Source organism: Micromonospora sp. ATLC20 (genome assembly GCF_057196585.1).
Window position 1 is genome coordinate 56,128 of the sequence record NZ_JBXUOV010000002.1, and the last position, 13,406, is coordinate 69,533.

Annotated in this window: 14 protein-coding genes; 7 read left to right on the top strand and 7 right to left on the bottom strand. The window is 69.6% G+C overall.

Features of this window, described 5'->3' with window-relative positions:
- Nucleotides 1-24: 24 nt before the first annotated feature.
- Complete coding sequence (locus tag AC2CHG_RS01135; RefSeq protein WP_262013784.1) at nt 25-585, top strand: TetR/AcrR family transcriptional regulator; 561 nt, start codon at nt 25-27, stop codon at nt 583-585.
- Between the two features lie 147 nt (nt 586-732).
- Here AC2CHG_RS01135 and AC2CHG_RS01140 read toward each other — a convergent pair whose 3' ends face one another.
- From AC2CHG_RS01140 to AC2CHG_RS01160, 5 genes are read right to left on the bottom strand one after another with little or no spacing between them, the layout of a single operon-like run.
- On the bottom strand, nt 733-1,623 hold the full coding sequence (locus AC2CHG_RS01140; protein WP_484523980.1) for a hydroxymethylglutaryl-CoA lyase: 891 nt from the start codon (nt 1,621-1,623) through the stop codon (nt 733-735).
- Nucleotides 1,624-1,628: 5 nt separating this feature from the next.
- Nucleotides 1,629-2,246 (bottom strand): isochorismatase family protein, encoded by a 618-nt coding sequence (locus AC2CHG_RS01145; RefSeq protein ID WP_366624244.1) that lies wholly within the window; start codon nt 2,244-2,246, stop codon nt 1,629-1,631.
- 5 nt (nt 2,247-2,251) lie between these two features.
- Nucleotides 2,252-4,123, bottom strand: coding sequence for a hydantoinase B/oxoprolinase family protein (locus tag AC2CHG_RS01150; RefSeq protein WP_402813190.1), 1,872 nt, complete (start codon nt 4,121-4,123; stop codon nt 2,252-2,254).
- 2 nt (nt 4,124-4,125) lie between these two features.
- Nucleotides 4,126-6,201, bottom strand: coding sequence for a hydantoinase/oxoprolinase family protein (locus tag AC2CHG_RS01155; RefSeq protein ID WP_484523981.1), 2,076 nt, complete (start codon nt 6,199-6,201; stop codon nt 4,126-4,128).
- 9 nt (nt 6,202-6,210) lie between these two features.
- A complete protein-coding gene (locus AC2CHG_RS01160; protein WP_366624250.1) occupies nt 6,211-7,410 on the bottom strand; it encodes a CaiB/BaiF CoA transferase family protein in 1,200 nt (399 codons plus the stop codon).
- Nucleotides 7,411-7,566: 156 nt separating this feature from the next.
- Between AC2CHG_RS01160 and AC2CHG_RS01165 the strand changes: the two genes are divergently transcribed.
- The 3 genes from AC2CHG_RS01165 (at nt 7,567) to AC2CHG_RS01175 (ending at nt 9,944) form a co-directional block, all read left to right on the top strand.
- Nucleotides 7,567-8,304, top strand: a complete 738-nt coding sequence (locus tag AC2CHG_RS01165; RefSeq protein WP_262013790.1) for a GntR family transcriptional regulator — start codon at nt 7,567-7,569, stop codon at nt 8,302-8,304.
- A 290-nt stretch (nt 8,305-8,594) separates the two neighbouring features.
- Entirely contained in the window at nt 8,595-8,852 is a 258-nt protein-coding gene (locus AC2CHG_RS01170) for a hypothetical protein (RefSeq protein WP_357210107.1), read from the top strand.
- Between the two features lie 528 nt (nt 8,853-9,380).
- Nucleotides 9,381-9,944, top strand: coding sequence for a dihydrofolate reductase family protein (locus AC2CHG_RS01175; protein ID WP_262013792.1), 564 nt, complete (start codon nt 9,381-9,383; stop codon nt 9,942-9,944).
- Between the two features lie 130 nt (nt 9,945-10,074).
- Here the strand turns inward: AC2CHG_RS01175 and AC2CHG_RS01180 are convergent, their stop codons facing one another.
- Complete coding sequence (locus AC2CHG_RS01180) at nt 10,075-10,290, bottom strand: response regulator transcription factor (RefSeq protein WP_484523982.1); 216 nt, start codon at nt 10,288-10,290, stop codon at nt 10,075-10,077.
- A gap of 376 nt (nt 10,291-10,666) precedes the next feature.
- The gene (locus tag AC2CHG_RS01185; RefSeq protein ID WP_484523983.1) at nt 10,667-10,792 is read right to left on the bottom strand and encodes a hypothetical protein; all 126 of its coding nucleotides are present in this window, start codon (nt 10,790-10,792) and stop codon (nt 10,667-10,669) included.
- A 343-nt stretch (nt 10,793-11,135) separates the two neighbouring features.
- Between AC2CHG_RS01185 and AC2CHG_RS01190 the strand changes: the two genes are divergently transcribed.
- Genes AC2CHG_RS01190 through AC2CHG_RS01200 form a run of 3 tightly spaced genes read left to right on the top strand, consistent with a single transcriptional unit; the run spans nt 11,136 to nt 13,359 of the window.
- Complete coding sequence (locus tag AC2CHG_RS01190; protein WP_262013795.1) at nt 11,136-12,059, top strand: NAD-dependent epimerase/dehydratase family protein; 924 nt, start codon at nt 11,136-11,138, stop codon at nt 12,057-12,059.
- On the top strand, nt 12,056-12,532 hold the full coding sequence (locus AC2CHG_RS01195) for a nuclear transport factor 2 family protein (protein WP_262013796.1): 477 nt from the start codon (nt 12,056-12,058) through the stop codon (nt 12,530-12,532). Before AC2CHG_RS01190 ends, AC2CHG_RS01195 begins: the two co-directional genes overlap by 4 nt.
- A complete protein-coding gene (locus AC2CHG_RS01200; RefSeq protein WP_366624258.1) occupies nt 12,529-13,359 on the top strand; it encodes an SDR family NAD(P)-dependent oxidoreductase in 831 nt (276 codons plus the stop codon). The genes AC2CHG_RS01195 and AC2CHG_RS01200 overlap by 4 nt, the downstream gene beginning before the upstream one ends.
- Nucleotides 13,360-13,406 lie beyond the last annotated feature (47 nt).

The window sequence follows — 13,406 nt, forward strand, 5'->3', positions numbered from 1 at the left end:
CCTGTCCGGTTGTTAGAGTGCAGCATGCCCTCCACCAGCGGTCGCGTCAATCGTGGTCCGGCGGCAGCCTCGCAGAATCGGCTGGCCATCCTCCGCTCGGCCCGCCGGTTGTTCACCGCGCGCGGCTATCACGTGCCCCTCAGCGCGATCGCCAAGGACGCCGAGGTCGGCCAGGGTGTGCTGTACCGGCACTTCCCGACCCGGCTCGACCTGGCGTTCGCGGTGTTCGAGGAGAACTTCGCGCAGCTCGAGGCGATCGCCGCCGAGCCGGGCGCGAGTGCGTTCGGCCGGCTCTGGGACCGCGTGATCCAGATGACCGTGGAGTCCGCCGCGTTCGTGGAAATGGCGGTGGACGCCCGGCGCAACCTGCCGGAGTACACCGGCGGCATCCGTCTGCAGTCCCTGATTCAAGACACCCTGCCGCGCGCGCAGGCGGCCGGTCTGGTCGACCACCGCATCACCGTGGACGACGTTCTGCTCGCACATCGCATGATCTACGGCGTCATCGTCACCGCAGTCGATCCGGCCGAAGTCGGGCAGGCAGTGGACCGGGCTTCATACCTGCTCCGTCGACAGAGCACGTGAGACGAGAACGAGGCCGGTACGGTAGCGGCCTCCTGCACCCTCACCAGCGCACGCTCCTGGCGACGGCCGTCATGACGGCGGCCCTCAGCAGGGCCACCACGGCAGCGAGGGCCGAACCGGGCAGACTCTCCGGCGTCCAGGTCGGGCTCAGGTGGGAAAACCGCCTGCCCGGAGCAGAGCGCCGGGGAGTTGCTTGCCGAGTCTCCGCTCCAGCCAGGAGACGGCCGAGGTGAGTTCCTCCAGATTCAGGCCGGTGGGCCGCCCCAGGCGGTCGAAGAGGTAGACGAGATCCTCGGTGGCGACGTTCCCGGTCGCCGCCGGCGCGAACGGGCAACCGCCCGTCCCGCCGATGCTGGCGTCGAGGGTGGTGACGCCCGCTTGGACTGCCGCGACCGCGTTGGCCACGCCGGTGTGTCGGGTGTCGTGCAGGTGCAGCCGCAGCGGTGTCCAGGATTGCGTGATCTCCCGGGCGAGCGTCAGCCGTTCGGTGACGTCGGAGGGTACGGCCACTCCGATGGTGTCGGCGAGGGCCAGTTCGTCCGGCCCTGCATCCCGCACCCGGGTGAGTACCTCCCGCAGCCGGTTCGGCGGCACCTCGCCTTCGAACGGGCATCCGAACGAGGCACCCACGGTCACCGTCGTGTACACCCCTGCCTCGCGAGCCGCCTGCACCAGCGCTGCGGCCGTGTCACAGGCTTGGGCGGTGGTCATGCCCTGGTTGCGACCGCAGAAGGTGTCCGTGGCCACGACGACGACGTTGATCTCGTCGACGCCCGCGGCCAGAGCTCGGTCCAGGCCGCGGCGGTTCATCACCAGGCCCGCGTATCGGACGCCGTCGTGGCGGGGGAGCGCGGCCATCAACTCGTCCGCGTCCGCCATCTGCGGCACGCGGGCGGGGTTGACGAAGCTGGTCACCTCCACTCGCCGGGCTCCCGCGCGTACCGCCCGCTCGATGAGCTCCACCTTGTCGGCGGTGGTGAGTAGCATCGCCTCGTTCTGCAGGCCGTCGCGGGGCGAGACCTCGACGATGTCGACCATGACTGTCATCGCTCCTCCGACAGGTACGCGACGGCCCTGGCCTCGCTGATCACCTCGGCGTACTTGGCTTGCAGGTCGTACAGGCTCGCCTCGTGCGGGCCGGTGGCGCGGTCCGCCACCGCTTCGGAAACCACCAGCGGGACGAGACCGTGCTGGATCGCGTCCACCGCCGTGGCACGGACACAACCGCTCGTGCTCACGCCGACCAGCACGACGGTGTCGATGCGCTCCGCCCGCAGGGTGGAGGCCAGCGACGTGCCGAAGAAGGCGCTTGCGTACTGCTTGACCAGCACCAGTTCATCCTCGGCGGGGGAGACCTGCGGCATCAGCTCACCCATCGCGCCACCGCCGGAGAAGAGCTGCCGAAGGGCGGTGACCTTCCGGACGAACAGGCCTCCGTCGACACCGCCGGGCCCGTACGCGACGCGGGTGTGCAGCACGGGAAGCCGGTGGTCGCGGGCTGCGGCGATGACCCGGCCAGCCGACCGCAGACAGTCCGCGGACGGCAGGCACAGCGGGCTGGCCGGGTCGAAGTAAGCCCGCATCAGATCGATGACCACCACTGCGGGGCGGGCGCCGGGCAGGAGCGCGCCCCCGAATCCGTCGTCGCTGCTGTCCGGCACGGGGTTCATCGGGCGACAGGCGGCCGAGGGGCAGGAAGACCGGTCTCCTCCAGGCACCGGTCCAGGATGGTCTCCAGCGGCGGTCCCATGTCAAACGTGGGCAGTGGGTCCGGACGTCCGTGGCGCAGCTCGGCCCGTACCTCCTCGGTGGCCGCGACGTCGACGGTGCCGGCCTCGTCGCAGACAACGCCGAAGCGGCGGGCCCCCGTGGGGCTGACCAGGCCCCGGCGGACCTCGAGGCCGACGAGTTCCGGATCGCGGGCGAGCGGGTCGCCCCACCCGCCGCCACCCCAGGTGACGAAGTGCAGCACGTCCCCGGGAGCTACGGGCACGTCGTGCACCTTGCTTCCCAGGATCTCGGTGCCGCCGTCGGCGCGTTCGAGCCACTTGCGGCCACGCGCACCGGGCTCGCCACCGTTGACCCCCCACGGATAGGTGAGCCAGCGGTCGTCGTGGATCGCGATCGTGCCGGCCTCCAGGAACCGGTAGGCCACGTCGACGCCGTTCCCGCCGCGATGGAGCCCGGCGCCACCGGTGTCCGCGATGGTCTCCCAGCGTTCGATCCGCAGCGGGTAGTAGGACTCCAGGTACTCGCACGGGATGTTGACGAACGACGGCCACAGCGAGTGGCCGTCCGGGCCGTCACCCACCGGCCGGCCGGGAATCCCGCCGAATCCGATCGAGTACAGCTGGAACCACTCGCCCTCGCGCTCACCCGGCCCGTAGGTGCCCGAATACATGAAGTGCGGTGATGACGAGAAGCCGGCGGCGTTGAGCAGCCCGGGGTTCGTCTGACCGAGCAGGCCGCCGAACAGGTCGAAGACGCGACCGATGCCGTGGTTACGCGCGTTGAGGGCGGCGGGGTACTTGGGCTTCCAGAACGAATCGTCGGGGATCGTGACGTCGACCAGCGGGTAGAAGCCGTCGTTCCAGAGGATCTGCGGGTCGGCGACGGTGATCATGTAGATGCCGAAGAACATCCGGACGAGGTTCTCGTTGATGTAGTAGTTGATCGGACCCTGCGCCTGCGGGCTGCTGCCGGTGAAGTCCAGCAGCACCTTGTCACCGGTACGGGTCAGGCTGAGCTTGAGCTCGTAGGGGCCGTAACCGAGGCCGTCGTCGCAGATGTAGTCGGTGAAGGACAGCGTCTCGCCCTCCTTGAAGACCGCCCCGAGCAGTACCTTCATCGCCCGGTAGTTGCGGTCCAGGAGCTGGTCGAGCGCGGAGTTGTAGGTGTCCACCCCGAACCGGGCGCACATCTCCTGGACCCGCCGGGAAGCGGTCCGGCACGCCGCGACGATGCCGTTGAGGTCGGCGCGGTTCCAGTCGGGCTTCCGCACCTGGTTGAGGATGATCCGCAGGGCGTCCTCGGCAAGCACGCCCTTGCGGTACAACTTGAAGGGCGGGATCACCACGCCCTCCTCGAAGATGGTGCGGGCATCGGTCGGCATCGACGCCGGAGTCTTGCCGCCGACGTCGGACATGTGCCCGAACATCGCCGCCCAGCCCACGATGCGGCCCTCGAAGAAGATGGGCAGCACCACGAGCCAATCGTTCGCGTGGCTGATCGCCGCACCGCAGGAGTAGGGGTCCGACGTCAGCAGGACGTCGCCCTCCTCGATGTCGCCGTCGAAGTTCTCCAGGAAGTCGGGGATGGACAGCCCGAACTGTCCCACCATCATTTTGCCGTCAGGGTTGGCGATCAGCGGAAACTCATCGTGCTGTTCACGGATCCCCGGCGACAGCGCGGTCCGGAAGAGCACCTCGTCCATCTCGTAGCGGGCGTTGCGCAGTCCGTTCTCGATCAGGTCGATGGTGACCAGGTCGACATCCACGGAGCGAAGCGGTCCGGTAGCGGTCTCGATGAGGCGTGCCATGGTCAGTTCTCCCGGTGGGTGTCGGCGGGGCGGATGAGGAGGCTGCCGCTCGGGTGCACCGCAGCCGTGTGCCCGGGCAGCACGAGCGTGGTGGAGTCCATCTCGGTGATGATCGCCGGACCGGGCACGACGTTGCCCGCTCGCAGCAGGGCCCGGTCGTAGATGCGGGCCTCCACTTCGGCGCCCTCGACCCAGATGCGGTGGTGGGCCCGTACTGCGCGGCTCGGGTCCGCGTCACCATGCTCCAGCGCGGGCGCGGCGACCTGGGGCCGGGGACCATGAGCGGTGGCCCGGACCGTCACCAGCTCGTGTTCGGCATCGAGAACGAAGGAGAACAGTCGTTGGTGATCGGCGTCGAACGCCGACCGCAGGGCCGCGAGTCCACCGCCGGTCCCGTCGAAGGCGTCGATGTCGACGGCCACCGGGATCTCGAAACCCTGTCCGTGGTAGCGCAGGTCGGCGGAGAACACGACGTGCTGCTCATCCTCGGGGACGCCCTGCTCGCTGAGCGTGGAGCACGCCTTGCTCGCGAGTTCGGTGAGAACCGCGCGAAGGCTCTCGTCGGTCATTTCGTTGAAGCGGCGCACCAACGTCCGCACTGACTCGTCGCGCAGGTTGGTCGTCGCGTCGCCGTAGGCGCACAGCACTCCCGGCGACGGCGGAATGATCACCGGCCAGGCCCCGGTCAGTCTGCCGAGAGCGTTGGCGTGCAACGGGCCGGCGCCACCGAAGGCCACCAGCGCGTAGTCGCGCGGGTCGAAGCCCTGCTGCACCGACACCAGCCGCAACGCCCCGAACATGTTCTCGTTGACGATGTCGATGATGCCCGCGGCGGCGGCCTCGACCGACTCCAGCCCGGTGGCGTCGGCGATCGACTTCACCGCCGCTCGTGCCGCCGCACGGTCCAGCGTGATCTCGCCACCGGCCAGATCGGTGGGCAGGTAGCCGAGCACCACGTTCGCGTCGGTCACCGTCGGCTGCTCACCGCCCGCCGCGTACGCGGCCGGACCGGGTGCGGCACCGGCCGACTGCGGCCCTACCCGGAGCGCCTGGGTCAGCGGCGGTACGTGGGCGATGGATCCGCCGCCGGCACCCACAGTTCGTACGTCGACGGAGGTGGCGCGGACCTTGAGGTCCCCGACCGTGGTCTCCCGACCCACCCGCGGCGTGAGCCCCTGAACCAGGGCGACGTCGGTGGAGGTGCCGCCCATGTCGAAGGTCAGGAAGTCCGGGTATCCGGCCTGCTCCGCCACCCAGGTCGCGCCGGTGACCCCGCCGGCAGGGCCGGACAGCAGCAGGTTCACCGGGTTGTCCGCGGCGACGGCTGCGGAGACCAGACCACCGTCGCTGCGCAGGATGCACAGCCGACCGTCCACCCCGGACTCGCCGAGCTGCGCCTCAAGGTTGGCCACGTAGCGCGCCACCTGAGGCTGCACGGCCGCGTTCGCGACGGTGGTGATGGTCCGCTCATACTCGCGAAGCTCCGGCAGCACCGAAGACGACAGCGACACCGGTACGCCCGGAAGCTCCTCGGCGGACAATTCGGCGACCCGGCGCTCGTGCTGCGGGTTGGTGTAGGAGTTGATCAGGCTGACGCTCAACGCCTCGATGCCCTGTGCGCGGAGCTTGCGCAGCTTCGTACGGACGTCAGCCTCGTCGAGTTCGGTCACCACCGCGCCGTCGGCGCCGATCCTGCCGACGACCTCCACGGTGTCCTCCAACGCCGCCAGCGGCTCCGGCTTCGGCCAGATGATCCAGCCGGCCAGGCCACCTGGCACGAAGGAACGGGCGATCTGGAGCACCTGCCGGAAGCCGTCGGTGGTGACCAGCCCAACCCGGGCGCCCTTGCCCTCGAGGATCGCGTTCGTGGCGACCGTGGTGCCGTGGAACACCTCAGCGATCTCCGACATGGGCACGCCGGCGGCCTCGCAGGCCCGCTCGATGCCACGCAGCACCCCGATGGACTGGTCCTCGGGCGTGGAGGAGGTCTTGGCCCGGTATGTCTCTCCGGTCGCCTCGTCGATCAGCAGGATGTCGGTGAACGTTCCCCCCACGTCCACGCCGAGTCGGTAGGTCATGGTCCCTCCTCAGATGACGCCGGCAGAACGCAGCGACGCCATCGCGTCGTCGCCGAGCCCCAGCAGGTCGCGATAGATGTCCTCGTTGTGCTCACCGAGCTCGGGGCCGACGTGCCGGACCCGGCCCGGGCTGTCGGAGAGCTTGGGTACGACGTTGTGCATGGCGAACTCCCCGAGACCGGGGTGGGTCAGCCGGACGATCGCCTCCCGCGAGGCGAAGTGTGGGTCCTCGAGCATGTCCCGGGCCCTGAAGATGCGGCCTGCCGGAACGCCATGGGCGTGCAGCCGTTCGAGCAGATCGTCGGCCGCGAGCGTCGAGCTCCATTCGGCGACCAGGCCGTCCAGCTGCTCCATCCACCGGCCTCGGGCGCCGTGGGTGGCGTACTTCTCGTCGGTGGCAAGCTCCACCCGCCCCATCGCCTCGGCGAGCCGGCGGAAAACCGTGTCCTGGTTCGCCGCGATCAGCACCATCTCGCCGTCGGCCGTCGGGTAGACGTTGCTCGGCGACACGTTCGGAAGGGTCGTTCCGGTCCGCTCCCGCTGGTAGCCGGCGATCTGGTACTCGGGGATGAGCGACTCCATCATCGCCAGCACGGCCTCGTAGATGGCCGAGTCCACCACCTGGCCTCGACCGGTACGTCCGCGCTGGTGCAGCGCCACCAGGGTGCCCAGGCAGGCGAACGTCGCCGCCAGCGAATCGCCGAGAGAGACTCCGGCCCGGGCCGGAGGGCGATCGGGGTCGCCGGTCACGTACCGAATTCCGCCCATCGCCTCACCGATCGATCCGTATCCGGCACGTGACGAGTACGGGCCCGTCTGCCCGAAGCCGGTCACGCGGGTGACGATCAGGCCGGGGTTGATCTCCCACAGCCGCTCCGGGGCCAACCCCCAGCGCTCCAACGTGCCGGGCCGGAAGTTCTCGATCAACACGTCCGCCCGCGCGACGAGCTGACGTACCAGATCCTGACCCTGCTCGGTCCGCAGATTCGCGGTCACGGACTTCTTGTTCCGCGCCACCACCGGCCACCAGAGCGACTTGCCGTACGGCTTCTCGCGCCCCCACTGCCGCATGGGGTCGCCCTGACCCGGGTCCTCGACCTTGATCACCTCGGCGCCGAAGTCGCCCAGGAGTTGACCGCAGAACGGCCCTGCCAGCAGCTGCCCGAGCTCGATCACCCGGATGTCGTCAAGCGGCAGTGGAGTGCTCATGAGCCCCTCAATCTGCGTCTTTTTGCATGCAATTCGCAAGTCTGTGACTGTCGTTACAGTAGGTTGTGCTGGGAAAGTAGGACTCGACTCTTCGGGTGTCAATGCCCCGAAGGAAGATTGCATACAACCTGCCGTGTTGCTACGGTGCCGAGCATCATGAGTGACCACACGCCACTGCGGGAGGCCGACAACGGCCACGCCGCCGACGACGCCTATCGGCTGATCCGGGAGCAGATCCTGTCCGGGCAACGGTCGGCCGGCGCCTGGCTCCGCGAGGGCGAGTTGGCCGAGTCGATCGGGGTGAGTCGGACGCCCGTCCGGGAGGCGCTCAGACGGCTGACCGCGGAGGGACTGGTCCGCCACGAACGCAACCGTGGCGTGCAGGTCCAGGCGTGGAGCATCCACGATCTCGACGAGATCTTCAGCCTGCGGGCCGTGCTCGAGCCGTGGGGCTGCCGACTGGCGGCGACCACAGGCACCGTCGACGTGGACGCGCTCGACGCGCTGGCCCACCGGATGGACGAGGTGGCGCCGGACGGACGACCGACCGATGTGGACGAGCTCACCGAGCTGAACAACCGGTTCCACCGGATGATCCTCGAGGCGTCCGGCAACAGCCGACTCACCGGTGTCGTCTCCTCGGTGATCCAGATGCCGCTCGTCTGGCGTACCTTCTCCCGCTACAGCCCGGACGCGCTGCGCCGTAGCCTCGCTCACCACCACGAGCTGGTGGCGGCCCTGGCCGCGCCCGACCCCGACTGGGCGGAGTCCGTCATGCGCAGCCACGTACGCGCGGCATGGCATTCCATCCGGCTGCGAGAGGGCGGCGACCGGGCGCCCGGCCCGGAGCTGCCGGACCAGGCCAGCGCAACCGCTGGTCACCCGCCACTCTGATCATGTGGTCGGGTTCAGCGATCGCGCGAATGGGCCTCGACACACGCGACGAGGTGCAGGAACGGCCACGACCAGCGGTGGATTCTGCTCACCATCGCGCCCGACCGCGTCCGCGCAATTGGGCTGAACTCCTGCTCAACCGAGCCGGCCCTGCCTGCGCACCGTCCTGAAGACGCGCACGTCATGCACCTGTACGCCCCGTACTCGCTGGCCCGAGCCGCCTTGAGAACGCGAGCGCGGCGGTATGGCTGCTCGCGCCGGACGACCGGGCCGAGCGAGTCCGCCGGCGGTTGCGCTTCGCTGCGCTGGACATCAAGGGCGGCGAGGCGGTCAGGAAACTGCTCGGTGCACCGGAGGGGCGCAAACCCGCGGAGGCCCGGATAGAGCAACTGCGCGAAATCGCGCGGCGGAGAGGTGTCGGTCCGAAGGCCGCCGTGCGCCGGCTGACGTACGGGGAAATCGTCGAAGCAGCCGGCGGCACCATGCCGGGCGGCAGAGTGCCGTTCGTGCTCGCGTGGAAGATGCGCAGCGCTATCGCCCACGTTTGAAGTCGAGGCAGGGGCGGCGGGGGCATCAGGGCCTATCCAAATCTGTCGGAGGGTATGGCCTGCTGCCGTTATGTCGACCGGAGGTGTCGGATTCGGGCAGAGGTGTTCGTAGTCAGGGTGAGGGGCAGCCTACGAGCGTGCTGTCGCGGTCGCAGGAGGTGATGGGTGATGCACCCGTGCGTCAAGGTCTGCTGCATGTTCGATCTCGTCGGCCCATTGCCACCGTGATCTTCTCCGAGGTGCCGAACGAGGCGTCCTGGCCCTGGGTGTGTGCGATTTCTGGAACGGCTACTTCGCGGGCCGGGCCGCGCTGCTGGGGGCTGGTAACGGCGCAGGTGATGCATGCGGTCGTCGGCAACGTGCGGGTGGCCGATCGAACTTGCCACCTGGGCCGTGGTCAGCGCGCCAACGAGGGCCGGGCTCTGTATGCCGGCTCCGGGCGCTCGACGTGCCGGTGGCCCGGCTCCAGGCGTTCACCACGCTGATGAGTGTCCAGGCTGTTGCGGTTGATCATCGAGAGGTAGGGGCATGGCGAAGCTGATCTATGTGAATAACGTGTCGCTGGACGGCTATATGGAGGACGAACGCGGCGCGTTCGCCTGGTTGCCGATGGACGACGAGGTATTCGTTGTCTACACCGATCTCCTGCGGTCCGTGGGCACGTTCCTCTACGGGCGGCGGCTGTACGAGGCGATGGCCGTCTGGGAAACCGACGCCGCTCTGGCCGCGCAGTCCGACCTCATGGGCGACTTCGCAAGCGCCTGGCGGGCAGCGAGAAAGGTCGTGTACTCCACGACCCTCGCTGCGGTGTCGACCGCCGACACCCGACTCGAACGCCGCTTCGACCCCGCTGCGGTACGCGAACTGAAGGCCACGGCCAGCAGCGATCTCACCGTTGGAGGTGCACACCTCGCGGCGCAGGCTCTTGAGGCCGGGCTGGTCGACGAGTGCCAGCTGTTCGTCTGGCCCGTGGTCGTCGGCGGGGGTAAGCCGGGCCTGCCGACCGGCATGCGCGTCGACCTCGAACTCCTCGATGAGCGCCGATTCCGAAACGGCGTCGTACACCTCCGCTACCGCCCTCTCGGGCAGTGAACGACGGCCCCATCCGATCGCCAGCGCTTGCATGACGGCGCAGCGCGGACGACTGATCCGACCGGAGACCTCCTAGAGAAGACCGAAGTGGTCGGCGTTGGTTTCCGCGACTCGAGCCTTCGGGTGCCGATCAGGTGCGGACGCGGCGTGTCTCGTAGGCCCACATCACGATTTCGACGCGGTTGCGGGCGTTGAGCTTGCGCATCAGGGCGGCGATGTGGGTCTTGACGGTGCTGAGGCTGATGGACAGCTCGTCGCCGATCTCGCTGTTGGTCCGCCCGCGAGCGGCAGTCAGCAGGACCTGTTCCTCGCGAGCGGTCAGCGGCTCGACAGGTTCAGGTGGCACCGAGCGCGGGCGGCTGTTCGCGAAGGAGGACAGGAGCCTCGCGGTGATGTTCGGTGCGATCAGGGCGTCGCCGCGGGCGGCGGCGTGGACGGCCTGGGTGAGCCGGCGTCTTTGAGGAAGCCTCGGGCGCCTGCCTTGAGCGCGCCGTAGACGTACTCGTCGAGGTCGAAGGTGGTGATGACGCGCTCCGCCTGGTGTCCGGCGCACGCCGGCTGTGGATCGAGTGGCCCTGGTAACTGCCGCCCCTGAGACGGTGACCGGCGGGCCGGAGCGTTACCACTGTCACCACGACCACTGGGCCGTACGCCGGTGTCTCGGACTTCCTCGGCCGGGTCGCCGCCGACCGGCCTCGCGGCCGCGAGGCCGGCTCGGCGGGTCACGCTCCGGCCACCGGCTTGTACCCGCAGGCCAGTTCCCAGCCACCGGGCAGCACAGTCATCCGGCCGAAGCCGACCACCTTGAGTGGACAACGTTGTCCGCTGCGGTCGCAACCGTCTGGCACCAGTTTGACCGATCTGCACGGCATCGGCGACGTCACCGCCGCGAAGATCCTGGCCCGCTTCGGCGCCGTCAACAGGGCCGGTCGGAGTCCGCGTTCGCCTCGTACTGCGGCGTCAGACCGATAGAAGTGTCATCCGGTGACGTCCAACGCCACCGCCTCTCTGCTGCCGACGCCCTGACGCAGAGAGGTGCCGTTAGCGAGACAGCCTTTTCCACTCGCCGTTGTCTCTGGTCAGCGGACTCTCGTGGTAACCTACCAATCGCTTGGTTGGTAGGTTCAGAAGTCGTGCTGGCACTCCGATTCACGCCGGGGGAGCCGCCTCACTACGCAAGGAGACCTCGCGATGGAGGTACTCGTGGTCGGTGGAACCGGCATGATCGGAGTCCACACTGCCCTTTACCTACGGGATCGGGGGGACAAGGTCACCGTCGCCGCCCGAGGAGCGGTCGGCGCGGACTCGCCCGTCGCCGGCCTGCCCGTCCTCCGCGGGGACTACACCCGTCAGACCTTCACCCGCGAGGACCTTGCCCCCTTCGACGCGGTCGTCTTCGCCGCCGGGCAGGACGTGCGCCACCTGCCCCGTGACGCGGACGAGACGGCGTTCTGGAAGGAGACCCAGAGCACGGGGGTGCCGGCCTTCGCCGCGCTCGCCAAGAGCGCGGGAATCTCCCGTTTCGTCCAGGTCGGCAGCTACTACCACCACCTGCGACCCGCCCTGGCCGACTCCAGCGCCTACGTCGCCGCTCGCCGCGACGCCGACGAGGGTGCCCGGGCGCTGGCCGACGACTCCTTCACGGTCTGCACTCTCAACCCGCCCTCGATCATCGGCGCCATCCCCGGCATCACGGCCAAGCGCTACCGCCGCATGGTGTCCTGGGCTGCCGGCAACGAGCCGCAGATCCCCGACCACGCGCCGGCCGGCGGCACGAACTACATGTCGGTCCGGTCCCTGGCCGAGGCGATCGGCGGCGCGCTCGACCGCGGCACGGCGGGCGCGGCTTACCTCGTCGGGGACGCCAACCTGACGTTCACGCAGTTCTTCCAGTTGCTCGTCGACGCGGCCGGGGGCAACCGCACCATCGTCGAGCTCGACGAGCCGCACCCCTTCATGCCCGACTCGATGATCGTCCAGGGTCGCGGGAACGTCCTTGCCTATGAGCCGGATCCGGCCGAGACCGCTCTGCTCGGCTACACCCGCGGTGACTGCGAGCGGGCCGTCGCCGAGCTCGTCCAGGTCGTACGCGCGGCGACCGCTCCCGCGGCGTGACCGGCCTCGTCGCGGCCGACCTCACCGCGCTGCGCGCGCTCTCCGAGACGTACGCCGCGGCCGCCGACGACCGTGACGCGGCAGCGGTCGGCGCGCTGTTCGCCCCGGACGGCGTCCTCGTGGTCCCCGAACCGCCGGCGCACCTCGACCCCCATGTGTCGCACGTCGGCCGTCCGGCTGTCGTGGCCGCGCTCGGAGCGCTCGCCGGCACGCTGGCGACGACCCACGTCGTGGCCGGGGCGCGCTACCTGCCGACGTCGACCGGGGCCCGTGGCCGGGTCCGCGGCACGGCCCACCACCTGCTCCCCGGTCGCGACGGGCCTTCGGACCTCGTCTGGTTCCTGCACTACGACGACGAGTACGCGCGCACCGGCGAAGGATGGGCCTTCGCGCGTCGCGCGGTGACCATCAACTGGATCGAACGCCACCGCGTCTCCGTGACCCGGGCCGACGAGGAAGGAACCGGCAGATGAGCGCCACCCGCAGGCTCGAGGGCCGGATCGCCGTCGTCACCGGCGGCGCCCTCGGGATCGGCGGCGGGATCTCCCGCCGTCTCGCCACCGCGGGTGCCCACGTCGTCCTCGTCGACATCGACGGGGAGGCCGCCGCCGGCACCGCCGCCGACATTCGTGGCGCCGGCGGCGAGGTCGAGGTCGTCCTCGCCGACGTACGCACCGCCGACGGTGTCGCCGTCGCGGTCGCCGCCGCGGCGGCCGTCGACTCGGGGCGGGTCGACGTGCTCGTCAACAACGTCGGCGACTTCCGCCCGGCCTCCAAGACCTTCCTGCACTCGACGCCCCAGCAGTGGCAGGCGCTCTACGAGATCAACCTGTGGCACGTGCTCGCGATGACGCATGCGCTGCTGCCCGGCATGGTCGAGCGAGGCCTTGGCGCCATCGTCAACAACTCGACCGTCGAGGCCTTCCGGGGAATCCCGGCGTGCGCCCCGTACTCCGCCTACAACGCCGGGGTCAGCGCCTTCACCAGGAGCCTCGCCGTCGAGGTCGCCGGCCGTGGGGTGCGGGTCAACGCGATCGCGCCCGACCTCGCCGACACGCCCCAGACGCCGGCCGCGGCGATGCTGCGCGGACGCGACCCGGAGCTGATCCGTACGTGGATTCCCGTCGGCCGCTTCGGCGAGCCCGACGACTACGCCGCCGTCGTCGAGTTCCTCGCCAGCGACGACGCCCGTTTCGTCACCGGGCACACGATCCCCGTCGACGGAGGGACCCTGGCCGCGTCGGGCTGGTACGCGCGTACCGACCGCAAGGGCTGGTCGAACATGCCCAACGAGGCGTGACCGTGGACGCCGGGGCTCGTCGCCGGGTCCCGGCGTCCACTGCCGTG